Here is a 22,784-nt window from a genome sequence, read left to right on the forward strand (position 1 = left end):
CATGGGCGAGTGAAGGGTGTGCCATGTGGTCGATGCGGGGTAATGCTCCCGATACGCCCGGGCCGGGTCGCACTTCTTTCGCACCGCAAGGCAACCCGGGATGGGGTTGAGGAGTCTCAAGTTGCGTGCGGGTCGTCCCTGGCCGACGGCACGAGATGGCTCACCTCTACGATGAGCATGCCGACGAGGAGGATGAGGCCGAGGTGACGGACCGAACCGCAGGATCCGTCAACCTAGCGACGGGCGACCCGACTCCCGTGGCGGACAAGGCTTCTGACGCATCGTCGGACAATCCGGTCGGTTCGGGCGGCAAGGTCTCCGGCAACACCACCACGGTTCTGCCCGTCGGCACCGAGCCTGAACCCGTCGAGATCGCGCGAGTCGAGCGCGACGCCCCCGAGAGCACCGATTCCGTCGAGTCCGCACCCGAGACCGACGCCGGCTCCGCCGCGGAGACGGAGTCGGCGGACGCGTCCGAACCGGAGTTCGAAACCGAGCCCGAACCGGAGTTCGAGCCGAAACCCCGGCCCGAACGTGAGCCCGACGCCGCACGCGTCGAGGCGAAGCCGGCCGCGAAGGACGACGTCGTCGAGTCCGCTCCGGCGAAGCCGCGCGAGCCCGAAGCGGAACCGGAACCGTCGCCTCCCCGGGTCGCCGTCAGCCGCGGCACCCGCCTCGCCGAGCGCTACCGGCTCGAACACCGCCTGTCGCAGAACGGCCGCAGCGAGACCTGGCGCGCCGTCGACGAGAAGCTCCGGCGCGCCGTGGGCGTGCACATCGTCCCCGCCGGGGGTGAGCACGGCCGCGCCGTGATCGCGGCCGCGCGCGCCGCCGCGCTGATGGGCGATCCACGCTTCGTCCAAGTCCTGGACTGCGCCGAACAGGACGGCCTGATCTACGTGGTGAAGGAGTGGCTGCCCGACGCGGACAACCTCACCAAGGTCTTCGAGAGCGCGCCACTGCCACCGCACGAGGTGTACGAACTCTCGCGCGCGCTCGCGCAGGCGATGTCCGTCGCGCACCGGGCCGGCCTGTCGCACCTGCGACTGACGCCGGAGAACGTGCTGCGCATGCACACCGGCCAGTACAAGATCGTCGGCCTCGCGGTCGAGGCGGCCCTGTACGGACACGACACCACCGACGCGGCCCGCGACGACACGCGCGCGGTCGGCGCGCTGATGTACGCGGCGCTGACCCGCCGTTGGGTGAACGGGACCGAGTACGGCCTCCAGGCCGCCCCGCACACCGGCGGGAAGCTGTGCACGCCCGGCCAGATCCGGGCCGGCATCGACGACACCCTCGCGGCGCTGGCGATGCGGGCCCTCGGCCACGAGGTCAAGCACGACACGGCGTTCGAGACGCCCGGCGAACTGGCCGCGGCGATCGGGGCGATGCCGCAGGTGCTGCCGCCCGAGCCGGACCAGATCATCGGCGGCCCGGAGTCGGACGAGTACCCCGTCTACACGCCGACGCCGACCCGGACCGTCTACCCGACGGGGCACTTCTCCGGCGGCTCGAACAGCTCGGCCCGCCCGCCGATCGCACCGCCGCCGCCGCTGAGCGGACGCTTCGGCGCGACGGTCAAGAGCGTGGTCGCGGTCTTGGTGGTGCTCGCCATCGTGCTCGTGACGTGGCAGATCGCGAGCCACATGAACGACAAGGGCGAGCCGAAGGGCGGTGCCTTGGAGACGGGTTCGTCGCCGGCCAAGTCGGCCGAGCCGTCCGAGCCGCCGGTCATTCCGGATTTCCGGCCGAAGAAAGGCAAGGAGATCCCGATCGGCGGCGCGCCCACCGACGCGAACGGGGTGTCGAAAACCTACGACGGCAAGCGCGACACCTATTGGCACACGAACATGATGAAAGACGGGCCGACGATCAACTACAACGGCCGCACGGGGTACGGAATCGTCTACGACCTCGGCAAGCCGATGGACGTGCGCGGCACGAAGATCCTGCTCGGCGCGGGTGGGGACATCACCACCATCACGCTCAAGGCCGCGCCCGGCGCCGATTCGATGCCGTCGAGCCAGGAGGCGTTCGACGTCACGATCGGCTCCGCGTCGACCACCGACACCACGCTGACCGTCCAGGGTGACACGCCGGTCAAGAGTCAGTACGTGCTCGTCCTGATGACCGCGATGCCCCAGGTCCCCCAAGACGTCGACGGCTACGACATCTTCACCCCGGGCCGCCAGAACGCCTGGCGCGAAGTCACCTTCAGCGTCGCCGGCTGACCGCGAACACCGGCCGCGACCGCTCGGGGAATCGGATGCGCACGATAGAGGCGAGCCCCTCTCCACCCGGTGTGGCAGCCATGCCAGGATGGCCGGCAACAGGGGGAGGTAGGCGGTGAGTACGGAGCAGGCGGGGACGGCGTACACGGACGTGTCCGACGCCGATCTGCTCGCCCGGCACGCCGGCGGCGACCCGCACGCGTTCGGCGAACTGGTCCGCCGGCACCGCGACCGACTGTGGGCGGTGGCGCTGCGGACGCTGGGCGACCGCGAGGAAGCCGCTGACGCCCTCCAGGACGCGCTCGTTTCCGCCTACCGTGCCGCGGGTAGGTTCGAGGGCCGTTCGGCCGTCACGACGTGGCTGCACCGCATCGTGGTGAACGCCTGCCTGGACCGGGCCCGGCGCAAGGCCGCCCGGCCGGCCGTACCGCTGCCCGAGGATCTCGACCAACGGCTGCCCGCGCCCGTCCAGGAGGACCCCGCGATCCGTGGCGAGACTCGTGAGACCGTGCTCGCGGCGCTGGCCACGCTGTCCGCGGACCAGCGGGCCGCGCTGGTTCTCGTGGACATGGAGGGATACCCGGTCGACGAGGCCGCGCAGATCCTCCAGGTCGCGTCGGGCACGATCAAGAGTCGCTGCGCGCGCGGCCGGGCCAAGCTGTTGCCGCTCGTGCGGCACCTGCGGGAGCCGGGACCGGGGCGACCGCCCGGGGCGAATGGGAACCCCGAAGCGGGACGATCCGTCCCATCGACGGACGACCGCCCGCGGGCCGGGGAGCCGACCCCCGACGCCGGCGGCACGAGCATGGAGGGAGGTGGCACGCGATGAGCGAACACATCGACGTCGAGGTGCTCTCCGACCTCGTCGAAGGACTGCTCGCACCGGAGCGCGAGGCCGAACTCGCCGCGCACCTCGCCGAGTGCGACGAGTGCCGGGACACCCGGGACTCGCTGGCCGAGATCCGCGAGCTGCTCGGCGACCTCCCCGTCGAACCGATGCCCGCCGACGTCGCCGCGCGCATCGACGGCGCGCTCGCGCTCGCCGCGCTGCCGCCGCCCAGGCCCGCCGAGGCACCGTCCCCCACACCGGCCCGTCCGACCGATCCGCCGCGCTCCGCCGAGCACACCGAGCACACCGTCGTGTCGCTCGACGCCGCGCGCAAGCGCCGGCGGCGTGGCCCCCTCCTGCTCGCGGCCGCCGCCGTGGCCGCGGTGACCCTCGGCATCACCGTGATCGTCGGCTCCGACGGCGACAGCAGGCACTCGGGCGGCAGCTCCTCCGACGCCAAGGCGAACGCACCCGCCGCGGCCCCGGCGCCCAGCGCCGCGAGCCGCCCCTCCGGCTCCGGTGAGAAGCCGAACTCGGACACGAAGGAACAGACGCCCAAGCCGCCGTCCGCGGTCGACTTCCGGGTGTACACGGACGACGGCCTGCCCGAGCAGGTCTCCCGGCTCCTGAGTCGCAGCACACCGGCCCCGAAGCAGTCGCTGCCCGCGTGTGTGGCCGCCGCGGTCGGCCCGGGCGCGGACAAGCCGCTCGCCACGGACACCGGGATCTACCGGAACACGCGGGTCTGGGTCGTGGTCCTCGACGGCAAGGCCGACACCCGGGTCCGGGTGACGATCGTGGACGCGTCGTGCGGCGCACCCGCCTCCACCCGTCCGTCCACGCCTCGGTCCACCGGCCTGTCCGCGAGCCCGTCCGCGGGCGCCTCGAACGAGTTCGCCGGCGCCGTGCTCCTGAACACCGAGGTCGCTCGCGGGTGATCCCCGGCACGCCGCCGGTCCGCCGTTGTGAACCGGGAATGGTGCGCACCTAGGATCCGTTGTCGAACGAGACACCGCATCTCATCGGGGCGCGGGACTCGCAGACCCGCACAGCCGCGGCCGGCCACCGGCACGAGGCTCGACAGGAACCAGGAAAGGCTCAGCGTGAGCGACGTCCGCAACGTGATCATCATCGGATCGGGTCCGACCGGGTACACGGCCGCCGTCTACGCAGCACGCGCGGACCTGAAGCCGCTGGTCTTCGAAGGCGCCGTCACTGCGGGCGGCGCGCTGATGAACACCACCGAGGTCGAGAACTTCCCCGGCTGGCCGGACGGCATCATGGGTCCGGACCTGATGGACAACATGCGCAAGCAGGCCGAGCGCTTCGGCGCCGAACTGATCCCCGACGATGTCGTCGCCGTCGACCTCAAGGGCGACGTCAAGACCGTCACGGACAGCGCCGGCACCGTGCACAAGGCACGCACCGTGATCCTGGCGACCGGCTCGGCGTACCGCAAGCTCGACCTCCCCAACGAGGACGCGCTGTCCGGCCGCGGTGTCTCGTGGTGTGCCACCTGCGACGGCTTCTTCTTCCGCGACCAGGACATCGCCGTCGTCGGCGGCGGTGACTCCGCGATCGAGGAGGCCACCTTCCTGTCCCGCTTCGCGCGTTCGGTGACGGTCATCCACCGCCGGGACGCGCTGCGCGCCAGCAAGGCGATGCAGCACCGCGCGTTCGCCGACGAGAAGATCTCGTTCGCGTGGAACAGCGAGGTCGCCGAGATCCAGGGCGACGGCAAGCTCAGCGGCGTCAAGCTGCGGGACACCGTCACGGGCGAGCTGCGCGACCTGGCCGTCACCGGCCTGTTCATCGCGGTCGGCCACGACCCGCGCACCGAGCTGCTGCAGGACCAGATCGAGCTCGACGCCGAGGGCTACATCAAGGTCGACGCGCCGACCACGCACACCAACCTCCCCGGTGTCTTCGCGGCGGGCGACGTCGTGGACCACACCTACCGTCAGGCCATCACCGCGGCCGGCACGGGTTGCGCGGCGGCTCTCGACGCCGAGCGCTACCTCGCCTCGCTCGCCGACGGCGCGACCGCCTGATCCCGTAACTCGTCCTGCACCCCTTTTCACCCGCGCACACCGAGGAGCCACCATGGCCGGGGCCACCACCAAAGTCACCGACAAGACCTTCGACAGCGACGTCCTGATGAGCGACAAGGCGGTGCTCGTCGACTTCTGGGCCGAGTGGTGCGGCCCGTGCCGCCAGATCGCCCCGGCGCTCGAGCAGATCGCGGCGGAGAACGGCGACAAGCTCACCGTCGCCAAGCTCAACATCGACGAGAACCCGGAGATCACGACCCGCTACGGCGTGATGTCGATCCCGACCCTGCACGTCTTCAAGGGCGGCGAGATCGTCAAGACGATCGTCGGTGCGAAGCCGAAGTCGATGCTCCTCAAGGAGCTCGCCGAGTACGTCTGAGCCGACCGGCTCGACCTCGGCGTCCCGCACGAGAACGGAGGGCGCTCCCCGGAACCGGGGGGCGCCCTCCGCGCGTGTCAGGGCGTGGCAGCGGCCGCCGAGCACCTCGTGCCGCAGGCCGCCGGGTCGGGTGTGGAACCCGACCGCGAGGCCCCCCGCTCCGGTACGGGAGCGACCCGACGCGCGCGTACGATCGAGTGTTGCGTCAAATCTCGGGAGGACTTCCATCCATGACCATGCAGCGGCGGTACCGACGCGGTGACACCGGCCCCGCAGTGGCCGAGATCAGGTCCAAACTGGTACTGCTCGGCCTCCTGCCCGCCGGTGCCCAGGCGGTCGGGACCACGGCCGGCGGTACCGACGGCCTCGGCGGATACGCGGACGCGGTGTTCGACGGGTCCGTAGACCTCGCCGTCCGGCATTTCCAGCAGCAGCGCGCGATGACCGTGGACGGCATCGTCGGCCCGGAGACCTACCGCCATCTCGACGAGGCACGGTGGCGACTCGGCGACCGCATGTTGTCCTACTCGGCCGGTCACATGACGGTCGGGGACGACGTGGCGACGCTCCAGCAGCGACTGCTCGACATGGGCTTCGACTGCGGCCGCGTCGACGGCATTCTCGGCCCGGCCACCGAACTCGCACTGCGCGAATTCCAGCGCAACTACGGACTCGGCGCGGACGGCACATGCGGACCGGCCACGTTCCGAGCCCTCGACCGGCTCGCGCGCACGGTCGTCGGCGGCCAGCCGCACGCCATGCGCGAATCCGAACTGCTGCACCGCTCGGGCCCCTCGCTCGCCGGCAAGACCGTGGTGATCGACCCCGGGCACGGCGGCGCCGACCACGGCGTCGTGGCACACGGGCTGTCGGAGGCCGAGGTCGTATGGGACCTCGCCCGGCGGCTCGAAGGGCGCCTGTCCGCGCTCGGCGTGCAGGCCTACCTCACCCGCGGCGTGGACGTCGAAGGCATCGAGGGGATCAACGAGGAGGAGCGCGCGGCCTTCGCCAACGCCACCGACGCCGACCTCGTCATATCCCTGCACGTGGACCGCAACGACAGCCCCCGGGCCGGGGGCGTCTCGTCCTACTACTACGGCAGCGGAAGCGACCGGTACGGGCGACGCTCGCCGACCGGAGAGCACTTCGCGAGCCTGGTCCAGCGCGAACTCGTGGCGCGTACCGGCATGGTCGACGGCCGGACCCACGGCAAGGCGTGGACTCTGCTGCGGCGCACCCGGATGCCCGCCGTGCGGATCGAGCTCGGCTACCTCACGAACGCGGACGACGCGGCCCGACTGGCCGGCTCGGAGTTCCGCGACCACGCCGCCGAATCGGTGGTCGTGGCGCTCCAGCGGCTCTACCTGCCGCCGGACGAGGACGTCCCCACGGGGATGCTGCGGCTGCCCGTGTTCACCTGAGCGACCGATACCCGAGCAACCACTGACCGGGCGACCGGTCGCCGAGCGACCGGCACCCGACCGGCGCTATACCCGACCCGCCTGCTCCCGACCGAGCTCCGACTCGTCGAGCACGACCCGATCCTCCGGCCAGCGTGAGCCCTGCGGCAGCGCATGGACCGGGATCGCGGGTCCATCGGGCGTCCACGGCACCGGCCCCGGCACCCGGGAGCGGGGCGACCCACCGAGCAGCCCACCGACGAATCCGCCGACGGCTCCCACTCCGAGACCCGCGACGACCCAGCGCATCGATCTCATGACCCCTCCGGGGTTGATGGCACGTTGCGCGTTTCACGTGAAACGCGAGCGGTACGGCGGCACGTTTCACGTGAAACACAAGCAAGGAAGGGGCCCGCGGTCAACGACCACGGGCCCCTTCCTTGGTTCCTTTGCCGACTACGGGACAAGCGCCGAGGATTCCGCGCTGCCCGCCTGAGCCGGCACCTCGGGCTCGGTGAGCCGCTTCGCGAAATGGTCTCCCTCGCCGGGCGCCATCGAGGCGAGGATGCGTTCGAGGTCCTCGATCGACGCGAACTCGACGACGATCTTGCCCTTCTTCTGCCCGAGGACGACCTTCACCTCGGTCTCGAACCGGTTCTTGAGCCGGTCCGCGAGATGGTTCAGGGCGGGCGCGACGATCCGTCCGGCGCGCGGTTTCCGGGACTTCGTCGACTTGGGCGGGCCCTCGTTGCAGATCTGCCGCGCGATCTCCTCGACGGTGCGAACCGTCATGCCCTCACGGATGATGCGATCCGCGAGCTTGAGCAGCTCGTCCGGATACTCCTCCAGCGAGAGCAACGCGCGCGCGTGTCCCGCGAGCAACGTGCCCGCCGCGACCTTCGACCGCACCTCCACCGGCAGCTTCAACAGCCGCATGGTGTTGGTCAGATGCGGACGCGAGCGACCGATCCGATCCGCGAGCTCCTCCTGCTTGCAGTCGAACTCCTCCAGCAACTGCTGGTAGGCCAGGGCCTCTTCCAGCGGGTTGAGTTCGGAGCGGTGCAGGTTCTCCAGGAGCGCGTCGAGCAGCAGCTTGTCGTCGTTGGTCACCCGGACGATCGCCGGGATGTGGGTCAGCCCGGCCTTGCGGGAGGCCCGCCAGCGCCGCTCGCCCATGACCAGTTCGTACGTGCCGTCGCCGGTCGAGCGCACGACGACCGGCTGGAGGACACCCACTTCCCTGATCGACTGGACGAGTTCGGCCATCGCCTCCTCGTTGAACACCTCGCGCGGCTGACGAGGGTTCGGCGCGATCACGTCGATGAGCAACTCGGCGTACAGCGCGGCCGGGGGAGTCGGTGCGGTCTTGGGCGCGTCCTGCATCGGCACCGAGGTCGGCGACAGGGCCGACTCGTCCGTCGCTATTTCCGCCATCTTGCGCAAGGTCGCCGCCGCGGGGGACGACGGCTTCAACGGCCTGGGCGGGATGAGCGAGTCGAGCCCCTTGCCCAGTCCCCTGCGTTGCCCGCTCACACTTCCTCCTTCGCCTTCGCCACACTGCGCAGCGCCATCTCCCGAGCCGCTTCAAGATATGACAACGCTCCGGTGGAACCCGGGTCGTAGGTCATCACGGTCTGGCCGTAGCTCGGCGCCTCGGAGATCCGGACCGACCGCGGGATGGCCGTCGGCAGCACCTCGTCGGGGAAGTGGTCGCGCACCTCCTGGGCGACCTGGGCCGCGAGGCGGGTACGCGCGTCGTACATCGTGAGCAGGATCGTCGAGACGACCAGGTCCGGGTTCAGGTGTGCGCGGACCAGTTCGACGTTGCGCAGGAGCTGGCCCAGCCCTTCCAGCGCGTAGTACTCGCACTGGATCGGGATGACCACCTCGGCACCGGCGACGAGCGCGTTGACGGTCAACAGGCCGAGCGACGGCGGGCAGTCGATGAGGATGTAGTCCAAGGGCTGTTCGTACGCGGCGATCGCGCGCTGCAGCCGGCTCTCCCGGGCGACCAGCGAGACCAACTCGATCTCGGCGCCGGCGAGGTCGATCGTGGCCGGGGCACAAAACAGGCCCTCCACGTCGCGCACCGGCTGGACCACCTCGGCGAGGTCGCGACCCTCGACCAGCACCTCGTAGATCGACGGTGTGCCGGCGTGGTGGTCCACGCCGAGCGCGGTGGAGGCGTTGCCCTGCGGGTCGAGGTCTATCACGAGCACACGAGCGCCGTGCATGGCGAGCGCCGCCGCCAGGTTCACGGTCGACGTGGTCTTGCCGACGCCGCCCTTCTGGTTCGCGACCACCATGACGCGGGTGCGCTCCGGGCGCGGAAGCCCCTCGGAAGCGCGGCCCATCGTCTCGACGGCCTGCTTGGCCGCTCTGGCGATGGGCGTGTCATCGATACCGGGCGCCTCTGTTTCACGTGAAACGTCGACGGCAGCACCCACACGGGGCGCCGGCATCGAGGCTGTCGGGTACTCGGACGGCAACTGTCCACTCTCCTCTCCTGCCGCGGCGACATGGGAATCAGGGCCGACGGAATGGCCACGCACTGCGGCGGCACCTTCAGAGGGTGCCACGTTCCGGTGGACCTCAGGTGAGTAGAAGCGTTTCCACGGCAGGCGTTTCACGTGAAACACGATCGCCGGTGAGGAGATGCAACGGCGTTCACGACACACCCCGAGGGGGCAGGAACGGCGTTTCAGCCGTCCGGCCCAACCCCGGAGCGACTACTTGCCGGGACGACGCCTGGTCGCCTTCGCGCCTCGGCGAGCCTTCGTCGACTTGGCATTCTTGGACACGACGGTGCCGATGCGGACCCGGACGACCGTGGTCAGCGGATCCACGATCCCCTCGCCCGCGTGCGCGACCGTCCACGAGATCGCGCCGAGCTTGCGCAGATCCGCCTCCGACTCGAGGAGTTCCTCGGCGGCCGAGTCGCCCTTGAGCGCGAGCATCTCGCCGCCCGAACCGAGCAGCGGCAGTCCCCACCCGGCCAGCTTGGCCAGCGGGGCGACCGCGCGTGCGGTGACCACGTCGGCGGAGGTACGGCCGCGCAGCTCCTCGGCCCGCCCGCGCAGCACCTCGACGTTGTCGAGGCCGAGCTCGGCGACGACCTCGTCGAGGAACGTCGTCCGACGGAGCAACGGCTCGACGAGCGTGATCCGAAGGTCCGGCCGGACGAGGGCGAGCGGGATGCCCGGAAGGCCACCCCCCGAACCCACGTCGTGCACGATCGCGTTCTCGGCGATCAGTTCGGCGACCACCCCGCAATTGAGCAGGTGCCGCTCCCAGAGCCGGCCGACTTCACGCGGGCCGACCATGCCCCGGCGTACACCGGGGCCGGCCAACAGATCGGCATAGCGGATCGCCCGCTCCAGGTTGTCACCGAAGAGGCGGCCGGCCGCCTCCGGCGCCTCGGGCGCGCGTTCGTCCGCCGGCGGGTCGGGGGTCGTGTCGTCCTGACGTTTCACGTGGAACATCATCCCAGGAACGGCGCCGGCCCCACCTGCGACTCAGGTGGGGCCGGCGCGACGGCTTGCGGAAACGGGTCCGGGAGGGACCCGATCAGGCAGGAAGGACGACGACGCAGCGATTGGGCTCCTCGCCCTCCGACTCGCTGCGCAGTCCGGCCTCCGCGACGGTGTCGTGCACGACCTTGCGCTCGAACGGGGTCATCGGCTTCAGCTTGAGTGAGGTACCCGCTGCCTTGACCTCCTCCACCGCCTCGCCGGCGATCTCGGCAAGGTTCGCCCGCTTGGCGGCACGGAAGCCGGCGACGTCCAGCATCAGCCGGCTGCGCTCGCCGGTCTCCCGGTGCACCGCGAGCCGGGTCAGCTCCTGGAGAGCCTCCAGGACCTCACCGTCGCGGCCGACGAGCCGCTTGAGGTCGGTTCCCGAGGTCTCGCTCTCGTCACCGGCGATCACCGAGACCGACGCGCGACCGCCTTCGACGTCCATGTCGATGTCGCCGTCGAGGTCGGCGATGTCGAGCAGGGCCTCCAGGTAGTCCGCGGCGATCTCCCCCTCCTGCTCCAGCCGGCCGATCTCCTCCGCGGTGAGCGTGATCCGTCGCGGTGCGGCGGGCGAGTCGACGGCGGGGGTCATGCCTTCCGTCACAGGGGAACTCCTTTGTGGGCGAGTGAGCGAGTCGTCGGGGTGCGCGGCGGCCGCGCCGTCGAGGGCGGTCACTTCTTCCTCGGCTGGTTCTTCCGGCTCTGGGTCTGCTTGCGCGGGCCGGCGTTCCGCGCACCGGAGTGCGGTGTGCGCGCGGTCGAGCCCTTGACCGAACCGTTCGACTTCGCGGCGGTGCCACCGGAGCCGTTGTCGGCCGCGGGCTCGGCGTCCGCGGTCCCCGCTGCGGTGCCACCGGCCCCCTCGGCCTCCTCGCGGGCGCGGGCCTTGCGCTGCGACTTGGTGAGCCTGGTGGGCTGCTGGCGCCTGGCGGCCTGGGCCTTCTGCTCGGCCTGCTGGGCCTCGTACTCGGCGGCATCCATGAGCTTGCCGTCGGGGAGCAGCACCTTGCCCTGCTTGCGCGCCTTCTCCGCGAGCTTCTCCTGCCGCACCTTGAACGCCGGGCTGCCGGGAGTGGGGTTGCGGTTGATCACGAACAGCTGCTGACCCATCGTCCACACGTTGGTGGTGAGCCAGTAGATGAGCACGCCGACCGGGAAGTTGATGCCGAAGACCGCGAACATGATCGGGAACGCGTACATCATCAGCTTCTGCTGCTTCGCGAACGGGTTGCCCACGAGCGAAGCAGGGTCGGTGTTCTTCGTCATCAGCTGACGCTGGGTGAAGAACTGCGACGCCGACATCAGGATGATCATGACGACGGTGACGATCCGCACCGTGGTCAGATCGGCGCCGAGGCTGGCGATCTTGGCCGCCCCGTCGGTGAACTTCGCGGCGAGCGGGGCACCGAAGATGTGCGCCTTCTGCGCGCTGTCCACCAATTCGCGGTCGATCACGCCGACCGTGCGGTCCTGGGCGACGCGGTTGAGCACGTGGAAGAGCGCGAAGAAGAACGGCGACTGGACCAGGATCGGAAGGCAGCTCGAAAGCGGGTTGGTACCCGTCTCCTTGTAGAGCTTCATCATTTCCTGGGACTGACGCTCACGGTCGTCCTTGTACCGCTTCTGCACCTCTTTGATGCGAGGCTGCAATGCCTGGAGTCCACGGGTCGCCTTGATCTGCTTCACGAAGAGCGGGATCAGGCAGATCCGGATGACGACCACGAGGCAGACGATGGACAGTCCCCAAGCCGCACCGCTGTCCTTGCCGAAGATCGGGCTGAACAACGAGTGGAATTGGACGATGATCCACGAGACGGCGGTATACAGGGGGTCAAGAATCCCCACGGTCAAGCTCCTCGGGCGGTGGTGTTCGCACCGGGCGCGGGCTCGGTACGGCCGGTGCTGGACGTCTGCTGTCGCTCGTGCGGCTCCGACTCCGAGCGCGTCTTCCGCTCGGGGAGCCGCCACGGTCGGCGTGTGCGCGGCGGCACAGGATCGACACCGCCAGAGTTCCAGGGGTTGCAGCGCAGGATGCGCCACACGGTGAGGTAGGTGCCCTTGATCGCGCCATGGACGGACATCGCCTCATACCCATAATGCGAGCACGACGGGTAGAAGCGACACACCGGCCCGAGCAACGGGCTGATCGTCCACTGATAGACCCGTATGAGCCCCATGAACAGGTACTTCACGCCGACGCTCCCGGCTTGGCCGTGGGTCGGTCCGCGCGATCCGGAACGGAGCGCCCGGTCCGGCCCAGCAGCCGGTCGAACGCGGCGTCCAGGTCGCGCGCCAAGGCGGAATGGTCCGCCTGGGCAGCGGGTGGCAAAGCCCGTACCACGACCAGGCTACCTGCCGGGAGCAGGGCCATCCGATCGTGTATGAGGTGGCGAAGCCGACGCTTGACGACGTTGCGGACAACTGCGGGGCCGACAGCCTTGCTCACGACGAAACCCGCACGCGGTGGTGGAGCGTGCTCCACTTCCGCGTGCGGGTCCTCTGCCACAGGTTGGCGCAGGGTGTCCGGCTCGGACGGCTGCGCGGTCACCGGGGTGCGTTCCGGCGCCACGAGCCCGGACGTCTCCTGACGATGCAGGTGGACGACCAGGTTCGGACGGCCGGCTCGACGCCCGCGGCGGACCGCGATCGCGAAGTCCTCGCGCCGCCTCAGCCGGTTATCGGCAGGCAGCACGGAGAGATCCGCGAACTCAGGCGGAAAGCTCCGCGCGGCCCTTGCGGCGACGGGCAGCAAGGATGGCGCGACCGGCACGGGTGCGCATGCGCAGCCGGAACCCGTGGGTCTTCGCCCGGCGACGGTTGTTCGGCTGGAAGGTGCGCTTGCTCACTCGGGGGCTCCAGGATTTGAATCGTGGGCCGGCAGAAAAGACCGCCGGCCACCACCGTACGTCCGCATCGACATGATCTCGGACATGCGGCAGCGGTCGTCAGACAACTAGACCGGCCCACGGTACGTACCAACAGGCGACGGGGTCAAATGGGGGATCCGGGGCACGTCGCCCACCTGCGAAAACACCATCTCGCGCGGCCTGTACACAGGCTGTGGACAACGGCTTGAGCGGGATACCGGGCGCCACTACCGTGAACAGGTGGAGTCGGACCGGAGCGCTCGCTCCCGGGGTCCGGGACACTGGGAGTCCTCCCGAGACCTGTGTCGATGCAATGAAAGAGCGTGCACTGTGGCTGACATCACCAGCGACCTCGCCGCAGTCTGGGCACGGTTCCTGGAACGACTGGCCACCGACGACTCGGTCACGGCCAAGGACAAGGGCTGGCTCCAGCGGACACAGCCGCTGACCCTCTTCTCCGACACGGCTCTGCTCGCGGTCCCCAACGAGTTTGCCAAGGAAGTCCTGGAGACCCGGCTCCGCCAAGTGGTGACGGACGCGTTGAGCCACGGTTTCGGGCGGCCGATCCGCTTCGCGGTCAGCGTGGAGCCGGGAGCGGGCGAGCCGGAGCCGGTGCCCGAGCGGCACGATCGTTCGCCGCGGCACGACGACTACAACCCCGGCCCGTACGGACGCCCCTCCTATGGCGGCGACCGCTACGGCCGCGACGGCTACCAGCCGGAGCCCTACGGCCAGCAGCCGTACCGGCAGGACCGCGACCCCTACGGCGAGCCGCAGTACCAGCAGGACTACCCGCACGACCGCTACGCGCCGGGCCCGTATCGGGACCAGCGCGATCCCCGCGAGCAGCGGGATCCGCGGGAGTCCCGCGAGCAGCGCGACCTTCGGGATCCACGAGAGCCGCGGGACCCCCGCGATGCACGTGACGCGCGCGATGCGCGTGATCAATACGGATACGGCGGAAATCCGAACGGTCCATCCGATCATCCGGGAATTCCACCGTCCGACGGAACTCTCTTCGCCGATCGCGAAGACCTGTTCGGACCCCCCGGGTTTTCCACACCGCCCGCCCACAGCTTTGTGGATAATTCGACACACGGATCCGGCGACAGGGAGCAGCCACCGGGCCCGCCGCAGGCACCTCAGCAGCCCCAATCACCACACCAGCCCCACCAGCCTCCGGCCGCCCCACCGGCGGACGTGCCCGGCAACCGCCCGCTGCGGCTGGCGCGACCGGGCACCGGGCGCGAGCACGGTGTGGCCGAACACGAGCCGGCCGCGCGGCTGAACCCCAAGTACCTGTTCGAGACCTTCGTCATCGGGTCGAGCAACCGGTTCGCGCACGCGGCCGCCGTGGCGGTGGCCGAGGCCCCCGCGAAGGCGTACAACCCATTGTTCATCTACGGCGAGTCGGGCCTGGGCAAGACCCACCTGCTGCACGCGATCGGGCATTACGCGAAGAGTCTGTATCCGGGCACGCGCGTTCGATATGTGAGTTCGGAGGAGTTCACCAACGAATTCATCAACTCGATCCGGGACGGCAAGGCGGACGGCTTTCGGCGACGGTATCGAGATGTCGATGTTCTGCTCGTGGACGACATCCAGTTCCTGGAGACCAAGGAGCAGACGCAGGAGGAGTTCTTCCACACCTTCAACACGCTGCACAACGCGAACAAGCAGATCGTCATCTCCTCCGACCGGCCGCCGAAGCAGCTGGTGACCCTCGAGGACCGGCTGCGCAACCGGTTCGAGTGGGGGCTGTTGACCGACGTCCAGCCGCCCGAGTTGGAGACCCGGATCGCGATCCTGCGCAAGAAGGCCATCCAGGAGGGGCTCAACGCGCCGCCGGACGTCCTGGAGTACATCGCCAGCAAGATCTCGCGGAACATCCGCGAGCTGGAGGGCGCGCTGATCCGGGTCACCGCGTTCGCGAGCCTCAATCGCCAGCCGGTGGACCTGCAGCTGACCGAGATCGTGCTCAAGGACCTCATTCCGGACAGCGCGGGCCCGGAGATCACGGCGACCACGATCATGGCGCACACCGCCGCCTACTTCGGCCTGTCCGTCGAGGACCTGTGCGGCACCTCCCGCAGCCGCGTGCTGGTCACCGCGCGTCAGATCGCGATGTACCTGTGCCGTGAGCTGACCGACCTGTCGCTGCCGAAGATCGGCGCCCAGTTCGGCGGCCGGGACCACACGACGGTCATGCACGCCGACCGCAAGATCCGCTCGCTGATGGCCGAGCGGCGGTCGATCTACAACCAGGTGACCGAGTTGACGAACCGCATCAAGAGCTGATTCGACACCCGTGTCACCCACTCGGGCCGGCCGGCGCTCCCTTTCGGAGTCGCCGGCCTTGTCATGTGCGGTGTGACCTTCATCTCATCCGGCCGGCAGAGGCCGAGTTATCCACCGATCGGCGCCGACTTCGGCGTCCACACCATGGGGATGACGCGTTTGCCCTCGGGTTCCCCACAATGGCTCCGGGAACCTGGGGAAAACGCCGGCGAGCCGGCAGGTCAGGTTCCTGTGGTGATGTGGAACGAATTCCTCCACAGACTGTGGATAACTTTTCCTTCGCTCGCCGTCCACCGTCGCATCATCCGGTTGTCCACGGCTCGTCCACCGAATTCCGGGCCTTGTCCCCAGGTTGTCCACGGATCTGTCCACAGTCGGGCCGGTTTCACCCCTTACGGTGAATCCCGTGCCGACCGGCGTCCGCAGAGGGTGGGGACAAGTGGCCCTCAACCTGGGGATTGACTGGGGACAAGTGGGGGTAGCGCTGGGGACGGCCTGTGGAGCCATTTCGGGCATCCACAGACACAGGGGGTTTATCCACTGGTCCACCCACACCTCGAAGTGGACAAAAAAGCGGCCTTGACCTGCGCGTATACCGGTTATCCACGGTATCCACACCCCCTACTACTACGACCACACGTAGTTCAAGGGAGATCAAGGGAAAATGGTCGGGTCGGCCCGAATCTGTGGACTGCGGGTTTGCCGGGGCCTGCGCGGGCTGTCGGCGCGGTGCGTCAGACTGTGTGCCGGTGGCAGACCCCGACGGCCTGGCACCGCTGACGAACAAGCAGCGAACAGATGACAGACGGCCGGCAACGGCAGGAGGCGGTGAACCGGTGAAGTTCCGGGTCGAGCGTGACGTTCTCGCTGATGCGGTGGCGTGGACCGCGCGGAGTCTCCCGGCGCGGCCGGCGGTTCCCGTCCTCGCCGGATTGCTCCTCGAGGCGGCCGAACAGCGGCTGACACTGTCGAGCTTCGACTACGAGGTCTCCGCCCGCGGCGGCGTCGAGGCCGAGGTGGACGAGCCGGGCCGGGTGCTGGTGTCCGGGCGACTGCTCGCCGACATCTCCAAGAGCCTGCCGAACCGCCCCGTCGAGTTCTCCACCGACGGCGCCAAGGTGACCGTGGTCTGCGGCAGCGCGCGATTCACACTCCCCACCCTGCCTGTGGAGGACTACCCGGCCCTGCCGGACATGCCCACCGCCGCGGGGTCGGTCCCCGGTGACATCTTCGCCGCCGCGGTCGCCCAGGTCGCGATCGCCGCCGGCCGCGACGACACCCTGCCGATGCTCACTGGCGTCCGGGTCGAGATCGAGGGCGACACCGTCACCCTCGCCGCGACCGACCGATACCGGCTCGCGGTCCGCCAGTTCCTGTGGAAGCCCGAGGCCGACGGCCTGTCCTCGGCGATCGCCCTGGTCCCGGCGAAGACCCTCAACGACACCGCCAAGTCGCTGACCCACGGCGACAGCGTCCAGATCGCGCTCTCCGGGGACAAGATCGGCGAGGGCATGATCGGCTTCGAGGGCGCCGGGCGGCGCACCACGACCCGGCTGCTCGAAGGTGAATTCCCCAAGTACCGCGCGCTGTTCCCGGAGCAGTCCGAGACCGTCGCCACGGTGGAGACCGCGCCGTTCGTGGACGCCGTCAAGCGCGTGTCCCTGGTCGCCGAGCGGAACACCCCGGTACGACTGTCCTTCTCCGACGGTCGACTCGTGCTCGAAGCCGGTTCCGGCGACGAGGCGCAGGCGTCCGAGGCGATCGACGCGACGCTGGTGGGCGAGGAGATCTCGATCGCCTTCAACCCGACGTTCCTGCTCGACGGGCTCGGCGCGATCGACTCCCCGGTCGCGCAGATCTCGTTCACCACGTCCACGAAGCCGGCCGTGATGACCGGCAAGCCGGACGTCGAGGCCGAGGCCACCGACGAGTACCGCTACCTGATCATGCCGGTGCGACTCTCGGGCTGAATCCGCCCCGGACCGGTCGTGCCGACCGTGCATGACCCCGCAGCGGCACGGGCAACCGCCATCCGCGTACCGTCGACGCGGTGAAAAAGCCCCCACAAGGGGTGTGGAAGCGGCCTCGGTGGTGCCCCACCCGGCATCGCAGCAGCGAACGAAGGATTTCAGGATGCAGCTCGGACTCGTCGGCCTCGGCAAGATGGGTGGCAACATGCGCGAGCGTCTGCGCCGCGCGGGCCACACGGTGGTGGGCTACGACCGCAACGCGGACGTCGCGGATGTCCACAGCCTCAAGGAACTTGTGGACACCCTCGCCGCCCCGCGGGTCGTGTGGGTCATGGTTCCGGCGGGGGCCCCGACCCAGGCCACGGTCGACGAGCTCGGCGAACTGCTGTCCCCCGGTGACGTGGTCGTCGACGGCGGCAACTCGCGCTGGACGGACGACATCAAGCACGCCGAGGCGCTCGCCGAGAAGAACATCGGCTTCATCGACTGCGGTGTCTCCGGTGGCGTCTGGGGCCGGGACAACGGCTACGCGCTGATGTGCGGCGGCGACGTCGAGAACGTCGAGCGGGTCCAGCCGATCTTCGACGCGCTCAAGCCCGAGGGTCCGGCCGGTTTCGTGCACGCCGGCAAGGTCGGCGCGGGGCACTTCGCGAAGATGGTCCACAACGGCATCGAGTACGCGCTCATGCAGGCGTACGCCGAGGGCTGGGAGTTGCTCGAGGCCGCCGACGTGGTCACCGACGTGCGCGAGGTCTACCGCAGTTGGCAGGAGGGCACCGTCATCCGCTCGTGGCTGCTCGACCTGGCCGTGCGCGCGATGGACGACGACGAGCACCTGGAGGGCCTGCGCGGCTACGCGGAGGACTCCGGCGAGGGCCGCTGGACCGTCGAGGCGGCCATCGACCACGCCGTTCCGCTGCCCGCGATCACCGCGTCGCTGTTCGCGCGGTTCGCGTCCCGCCAGGACGACTCCCCGCAGATGAAGATGATCGCCGCGCTGCGCAACCAGTTCGGCGGGCACGCGGTCACCGCCGCGCCCGGCCACAAGGGAGCCGACGCCCCCGGCGCCGACACCACGCCGCCGAAGGAGGCCGACGCGGGCTGACCGGCAGCCCGTTCGCCCATGCATGTAGCGCATCTCTCGCTCGTCGACTACCGGTCGTACGCCCGGGTCGAGGTTCCCCTCGAACCGGGCGTGACCGCGTTCGTGGGACCCAACGGCCAGGGCAAGACCAACCTCGTCGAGGCGATCGGCTACCTGGCCACGCTCGGCAGCCACCGGGTCGCCTCCGACGCGCCCCTGGTCCGGCTCGGAGCCGAGCGCGCGTACATCAGGGCGAGCATCGTCCGCGAGGACGGCCGCAGCGCGCTCGCCGAGCTGGAGATCAACCCCGGCAAGGCCAACCGCGCGCGGATCAACCGCTCCGCGGCGACCCGCCCGCGCGACCTGCTCGGCCTGCTGCGCACCGTGCTGTTCGCGCCCGAGGACCTCGCCCTGGTCAAGGGCGACCCGGGCGAACGCCGCCGGTTCCTCGACGAGTTGCTGACCGCGCGCACCCCCCGCCTGCTCGGGGTGCGCCAGGACTACGACCGGGTGCTCAAGCAGCGCAACACGCTGCTGCGGACCGCCGCGCTGGCCCGCCGGGCCGGCGGCGGCCGCAGCGGCGCGCTGAGCACGCTGGACGTCTGGGACGAGCACCTGGCCGCGACCGGCGCCGAGCTGACCGCGGCCCGGCTCGACCTGGTCGCCGCGTTGCAACCGCTCGTGGACAAGGCCTACGACGCGTTGTCCACAGGCGGTGGACCGATCGTGCTGGACTACCGCAGTTCGATGTCGGAGGACCCGCTGCCGACCGATCGGGCCGGCATCCACGCCGTGCTCACCGCGGCGATCGCGGCCGGCCGGGCGGCCGAGGTCGAGCGCGGCCAGACCCTGATCGGCCCGCACCGCGACGACCTCGTGCTGCGCCTGGGCCCGCTGCCCGCCAAGGGCTACGCGAGCCACGGCGAGTCGTGGTCGTACGCGCTGGCGCTGCGGCTGGGCTCGTACGAACTCCTGCGCGCGGACGGCGGCGAGCCGGTCCTGGTGCTCGACGACGTGTTCGCCGAGCTCGACGCCAAGCGCCGCGAGCGGCTCGCGGAGATGGTCGCCGACGGCGAACAGGTGCTCGTCACGGCCGCGGTGGCCGAGGACGTGCCGTCCGTCCTGGCGGGCACCCGCTACGACGTCGCCGCGGGCGAGGTCCGGAGGCCCGAGTGAGTGACGAGTCCCACACTCCGCCCGCGAGCGGGCCGCCCGCCGGCGGCGACCCGGCGGCCGAGCCGCCGCGCGGCATCGACCTCGCCCGCGCCGCGCTGACCCAGGCCCGTGCCCAGGCGCGCACTCGGCACGACCACCGGCAGGACCAGGCACAGGCCAGGCGTGGCTTGAAACGCAGTGGTTCCGGGCCCGACGATCGCGACCCCCAGCCGCTGCGTCAGATCATGGGGCGACTGGTCTCCGAGCGCGGTTGGCAGACCCCCGCGGCGGTGCACGGCGTCCTGCAGCGCTGGCCGGAACTCGTCGGCCCGGCGATGGCGGCGAACTGTCGGCCGGAGCGGTTCGAGGACGGTGAACTGGTTGTTCGCGCCGAGTCCGACAACTACGCCACCCACGTGCGCTGGCTCGCGCCGAAACTGCTCGCTCGACTCAACCAGGAGCTCGGTGACGGCACCGTCACCTTCATCCGCGTGCTCGGTCCGGCGCAGGAGCGCCGTCGGGGCCAGTGGCGGGCCCAGCCGTAGGCGCTTTTCGGCCAATGGCGGCTCGGCCCGCGCGCGTGCCCCGATGATCGTCGGGATCGATCGCGGGCTCCGTCGGGGACGATGTGTCCGGTGTCATACCGGTCTGACACGCTGTCACCATCCGAGTCGGCCGCACCGCGTGGACAGGCATGAGAGCGATTCGGGACCCGGGGGCAAGTAGGGGGACATGCGACAGGGCACATCAGGGCGCCACACGCGGACACAGGGGCCTTGGGAACCCATCTTTGTGTCGCCCCGACCGGTAGACTGAACAAGCTATACCGCTGATGCGGATCCTGTTTCGACTTCCGCGGCTCCGTGCCCGGGGGCGCGTCGGGCCGGCTGCTTGCCGTCCGACGCACCCTGCCGATCCTGCTCCCGGGCAGGGAGCCGTGCTGTGCCAGAAAGGGCGCTTCGTGGCCGATTCCGGCAACCCCAAGGAGAATCACGTGGCCGGTTCGCCGGAAACTCCCGCCGCGATCAACTCGCAGTCGTACGGCGCGAGCGACATCCAGGTGCTCGAAGGCCTCGACGCGGTCCGGAAGCGCCCGGGCATGTACATCGGCTCCACCGGTGAGCGGGGCCTGCACCACCTCGTCTACGAGGTTGTCGACAACTCGGTCGACGAGGCGCTCGCCGGGCACGCGACGCACATCGAGGCGACGATCCTCGCCGACGGCGGGGTGCGGGTGGTCGACAACGGCCGCGGCATCCCCGTCGACATGCACCCGATCGAGAAGAAGCCCGCGGTCGAGGTCGTCCTGACCATCCTGCACGCGGGCGGCAAGTTCGGCGGCGGCGGCTACTCCGTCTCCGGTGGTCTGCACGGCGTCGGCGTCTCCGTGGTCAACGCGCTGTCCTCGCGGCTCGCGGTGGACATCCGCCGCGACGGTTACCGCTGGACCCAGGACTACAAGCTGGGCACCCCCACCGCGCCGCTGGAGCGGCACGCGGCGACCACCGAGACCGGCACCCAGGTCACCTTCTGGGCCGACCCGGACATCTTCGAGACGACGGTCTACTCGTTCGAGACACTGTCGCGCCGCTTCCAGGAGATGGCCTTCCTGAACAAGGGCCTGACCATCTCGCTGACGGACGAGCGCCCCGACCACGTGGACGACAAGGGCGAGCAGCTCACCGTCTCGTACCACTACGAGGGCGGCATCGCCGACTTCGTGCGCTACCTCAACTCGCGCAAGGGCGAGCTGGTCCACCCGTCGGTGATCGACATCGAGGCCGAGGACAAGTCCCGGACCATCTCGGTGGAAGTCGCGATGCAGTGGAACTCGCAGTACACCGAGGGCGTGCACAGCTTCGCGAACACGATCCACACGCACGGCGGCGGCACCCACGAGGAGGGCTTCCGGTCCGCGCTCACGGGTCTGATCAACCGCTACGCGCGCGAGAAGAAGCTGCTCAAGGAGAAGGACGAGAACCTCGCCGGCGAGGACATCCGCGAGGGTCTGACCGCGATCATCTCGGTCAAGCTCGGTGATCCGCAGTTCGAGGGCCAGACCAAGGACAAGCTCGGCAACACGGAGGCGAAGACCTTCGTGCAGAAGGTCGTGCACGAGCACCTCACCGACTGGCTGGACCGCAACCCCAGCGAGGCCGCGGACATCATCCGCAAGTCGATCCAGGCCGCGACCGCGCGGATGGCCGCGCGCAAGGCGCGCGACCTGACCCGGCGCAAGGGCCTCCTGGAGACCGCGTCACTGCCGGGCAAGCTCAGCGACTGCCAGAGCAACGACCCGTCCAAGTGCGAGATCTTCATCGTCGAGGGCGACTCGGCCGGCGGCTCGGCCAAGTCCGGCCGCGACCCGATGTACCAGGCGATCCTGCCCATTCGCGGCAAGATCCTGAACGTCGAGAAGGCCAGGATCGACAAGATCCTGCAGAACACCGAGGTCCAGGCGCTGATCTCGGCGTTCGGCACCGGTGTGCACGAGGACTTCGACATCGAGAAGCTCCGCTATCACAAGATCATTCTGATGGCGGACGCCGACGTCGACGGCCAGCACATCAACACGTTGCTGCTGACCTTCCTGTTCCGCTTCATGCGTCCGCTGGTCGAGGCCGGCCACGTGTACCTGTCCCGTCCGCCGCTCTACAAGATCAAGTGGAGCCGGGACGACTTCCAGTACGCGTACTCCGACCGTGAGCGCGACGCGCTGCTCGAACACGGCCGGCAGGCCGGCAAGCGCGCCAAGGACGACTCGATCCAGCGCTTCAAGGGCCTCGGCGAGATGAACGCCGAGGAGCTCCGGGTGACCACGATGGACATCGACCACCGGGTCCTCGGCCGGGTCACGCTCGACGACGCGGCCCAGGCCGACGAACTGTTCTCCGTGCTCATGGGCGAGGACGTCGAGGCACGCCGTTCCTTCATCCAGCGCAACGCCAAGGACGTCAGGTTCCTGGACATCTGACCGGCCGGGGATCCGCCGCAGCGCGGAT

At 69.8% G+C, this 22,784-nt stretch carries 21 protein-coding genes; 12 read left to right on the plus strand and 9 right to left on the minus strand.

Annotation, left to right across the window (positions count from 1 at the left end):
• Window positions 1-257 precede the first annotated feature (257 nt).
• The 6 genes from OG928_RS17010 to OG928_RS17035 all read left to right on the plus strand — a co-directional run bounded on the left by OG928_RS17010 (window position 258) and on the right by OG928_RS17035 (window position 6,914).
• Complete coding sequence (locus OG928_RS17010) at window positions 258-2,234, plus strand: protein kinase family protein (RefSeq protein ID WP_406284506.1); 1,977 nt, start codon at window positions 258-260, stop codon at window positions 2,232-2,234.
• Window positions 2,235-2,349: 115 nt separating this feature from the next.
• A complete protein-coding gene (sigM, locus tag OG928_RS17015) occupies window positions 2,350-3,063 on the plus strand; it encodes an RNA polymerase sigma factor SigM (RefSeq protein ID WP_406284508.1) in 714 nt (237 codons plus the stop codon).
• Entirely contained in the window at window positions 3,060-4,001 is a 942-nt protein-coding gene (locus OG928_RS17020) for an anti-sigma factor family protein (RefSeq protein WP_406284510.1), read from the plus strand. The genes sigM and OG928_RS17020 overlap by 4 nt, the downstream gene beginning before the upstream one ends.
• Before the next feature lie 165 nt (window positions 4,002-4,166).
• Window positions 4,167-5,114 carry a thioredoxin-disulfide reductase gene (gene trxB, locus OG928_RS17025; RefSeq protein ID WP_406284512.1) on the plus strand — a complete coding sequence of 316 codons (948 nt, stop codon included), beginning with the start codon at window positions 4,167-4,169 and terminating at the stop codon, window positions 5,112-5,114.
• 52 nt (window positions 5,115-5,166) lie between these two features.
• Entirely contained in the window at window positions 5,167-5,493 is a 327-nt protein-coding gene (gene trxA, locus OG928_RS17030) for a thioredoxin (protein ID WP_406284514.1), read from the plus strand.
• A gap of 230 nt (window positions 5,494-5,723) precedes the next feature.
• Window positions 5,724-6,914, plus strand: coding sequence for an N-acetylmuramoyl-L-alanine amidase (locus OG928_RS17035; protein WP_406284517.1), 1,191 nt, complete (start codon window positions 5,724-5,726; stop codon window positions 6,912-6,914).
• A gap of 66 nt (window positions 6,915-6,980) precedes the next feature.
• Here OG928_RS17035 and OG928_RS17040 read toward each other — a convergent pair whose 3' ends face one another.
• From OG928_RS17040 to rpmH, 9 genes are all read right to left on the minus strand, one after another.
• On the minus strand, window positions 6,981-7,211 hold the full coding sequence (locus tag OG928_RS17040) for a hypothetical protein (RefSeq protein ID WP_406284519.1): 231 nt from the start codon (window positions 7,209-7,211) through the stop codon (window positions 6,981-6,983).
• A 138-nt stretch (window positions 7,212-7,349) separates the two neighbouring features.
• Window positions 7,350-8,426, minus strand: a complete 1,077-nt coding sequence (locus tag OG928_RS17045) for a ParB/RepB/Spo0J family partition protein (protein WP_406284522.1) — start codon at window positions 8,424-8,426, stop codon at window positions 7,350-7,352.
• Entirely contained in the window at window positions 8,423-9,355 is a 933-nt protein-coding gene (locus OG928_RS17050; protein ID WP_406284524.1) for a ParA family protein, read from the minus strand. Before OG928_RS17050 ends, OG928_RS17045 begins: the two co-directional genes overlap by 4 nt.
• Window positions 9,356-9,622: 267 nt before the next feature.
• A complete protein-coding gene (gene rsmG, locus OG928_RS17055; RefSeq protein WP_406291035.1) occupies window positions 9,623-10,375 on the minus strand; it encodes a 16S rRNA (guanine(527)-N(7))-methyltransferase RsmG in 753 nt (250 codons plus the stop codon).
• An 85-nt stretch (window positions 10,376-10,460) separates the two neighbouring features.
• Window positions 10,461-11,000 carry a protein jag gene (locus OG928_RS17060; protein WP_406291038.1) on the minus strand — a complete coding sequence of 180 codons (540 nt, stop codon included), beginning with the start codon at window positions 10,998-11,000 and terminating at the stop codon, window positions 10,461-10,463.
• Between the two features lie 80 nt (window positions 11,001-11,080).
• Window positions 11,081-12,253, minus strand: a complete 1,173-nt coding sequence (gene yidC, locus OG928_RS17065; RefSeq protein WP_406284527.1) for a membrane protein insertase YidC — start codon at window positions 12,251-12,253, stop codon at window positions 11,081-11,083.
• Window positions 12,254-12,255: 2 nt separating this feature from the next.
• Window positions 12,256-12,600, minus strand: coding sequence for a membrane protein insertion efficiency factor YidD (yidD, locus tag OG928_RS17070; protein WP_406284530.1), 345 nt, complete (start codon window positions 12,598-12,600; stop codon window positions 12,256-12,258).
• Complete coding sequence (rnpA, locus tag OG928_RS17075; RefSeq protein WP_406284533.1) at window positions 12,597-13,100, minus strand: ribonuclease P protein component; 504 nt, start codon at window positions 13,098-13,100, stop codon at window positions 12,597-12,599. The genes yidD and rnpA overlap by 4 nt, the downstream gene beginning before the upstream one ends.
• Window positions 13,101-13,116: 16 nt before the next feature.
• The gene (rpmH, locus tag OG928_RS17080) at window positions 13,117-13,254 is read right to left on the minus strand and encodes a 50S ribosomal protein L34 (RefSeq protein ID WP_010849920.1); all 138 of its coding nucleotides are present in this window, start codon (window positions 13,252-13,254) and stop codon (window positions 13,117-13,119) included.
• Window positions 13,255-13,605: 351 nt separating this feature from the next.
• Here rpmH and dnaA point away from each other — a divergent pair, with 351 nt between their 5' ends.
• From dnaA to gyrB, 6 genes are all read left to right on the plus strand, one after another.
• Window positions 13,606-15,573 (plus strand): chromosomal replication initiator protein DnaA, encoded by a 1,968-nt coding sequence (gene dnaA / locus OG928_RS17085; protein WP_406284536.1) that lies wholly within the window; start codon window positions 13,606-13,608, stop codon window positions 15,571-15,573.
• A gap of 836 nt (window positions 15,574-16,409) precedes the next feature.
• Window positions 16,410-17,543 (plus strand): DNA polymerase III subunit beta, encoded by a 1,134-nt coding sequence (gene dnaN, locus OG928_RS17090; RefSeq protein WP_406284539.1) that lies wholly within the window; start codon window positions 16,410-16,412, stop codon window positions 17,541-17,543.
• Between the two features lie 163 nt (window positions 17,544-17,706).
• Entirely contained in the window at window positions 17,707-18,648 is a 942-nt protein-coding gene (gene gnd, locus OG928_RS17095; protein WP_406284540.1) for a phosphogluconate dehydrogenase (NAD(+)-dependent, decarboxylating), read from the plus strand.
• 18 nt (window positions 18,649-18,666) lie between these two features.
• Window positions 18,667-19,803, plus strand: coding sequence for a DNA replication/repair protein RecF (recF, locus tag OG928_RS17100; RefSeq protein ID WP_406284543.1), 1,137 nt, complete (start codon window positions 18,667-18,669; stop codon window positions 19,801-19,803).
• Window positions 19,800-20,327: a DUF721 domain-containing protein gene (locus OG928_RS17105; RefSeq protein ID WP_406284546.1), complete on the plus strand. Its 528-nt coding sequence runs from the start codon at window positions 19,800-19,802 to the stop codon at window positions 20,325-20,327. Before recF ends, OG928_RS17105 begins: the two co-directional genes overlap by 4 nt.
• A gap of 392 nt (window positions 20,328-20,719) precedes the next feature.
• The gene (gene gyrB, locus OG928_RS17110; RefSeq protein ID WP_406284548.1) at window positions 20,720-22,756 is read left to right on the plus strand and encodes a DNA topoisomerase (ATP-hydrolyzing) subunit B; all 2,037 of its coding nucleotides are present in this window, start codon (window positions 20,720-20,722) and stop codon (window positions 22,754-22,756) included.
• Window positions 22,757-22,784: the final 28 nt, after the last annotated feature.

The sequence above is a fragment of the Embleya sp. NBC_00896 genome (assembly GCF_045207785.1).
GTDB lineage: Bacteria > Actinomycetota > Actinomycetes > Streptomycetales > Streptomycetaceae > Embleya.

What these genes read in the sequence shown, in the direction of transcription:
- OG928_RS17020 (WP_406284510.1), top strand. Translation starts at nt 3,060, where the DNA reads ATGAGCGAACACATCGACGTCGAGGTGCTCTCCGACCTCGTCGAAGGA.
- trxA (WP_406284514.1), top strand. Translation starts at nt 5,167, where the DNA reads ATGGCCGGGGCCACCACCAAAGTCACCGACAAGACCTTCGACAGCGAC.
- OG928_RS17035 (WP_406284517.1), top strand. Translation starts at nt 5,724, where the DNA reads ATGACCATGCAGCGGCGGTACCGACGCGGTGACACCGGCCCCGCAGTG.
- OG928_RS17040 (WP_406284519.1), bottom strand. Translation starts at nt 7,211, where the DNA reads ATGAGATCGATGCGCTGGGTCGTCGCGGGTCTCGGAGTGGGAGCCGTC.
- OG928_RS17050 (WP_406284524.1), bottom strand. Translation starts at nt 9,355, where the DNA reads ATGCCGGCGCCCCGTGTGGGTGCTGCCGTCGACGTTTCACGTGAAACA.
- rsmG (WP_406291035.1), bottom strand. Translation starts at nt 10,375, where the DNA reads ATGTTCCACGTGAAACGTCAGGACGACACGACCCCCGACCCGCCGGCG.
- OG928_RS17060 (WP_406291038.1), bottom strand. Translation starts at nt 11,000, where the DNA reads ATGACCCCCGCCGTCGACTCGCCCGCCGCACCGCGACGGATCACGCTC.
- gnd (WP_406284540.1), top strand. Translation starts at nt 17,707, where the DNA reads ATGCAGCTCGGACTCGTCGGCCTCGGCAAGATGGGTGGCAACATGCGC.
- recF (WP_406284543.1), top strand. Translation starts at nt 18,667, where the DNA reads ATGCATGTAGCGCATCTCTCGCTCGTCGACTACCGGTCGTACGCCCGG.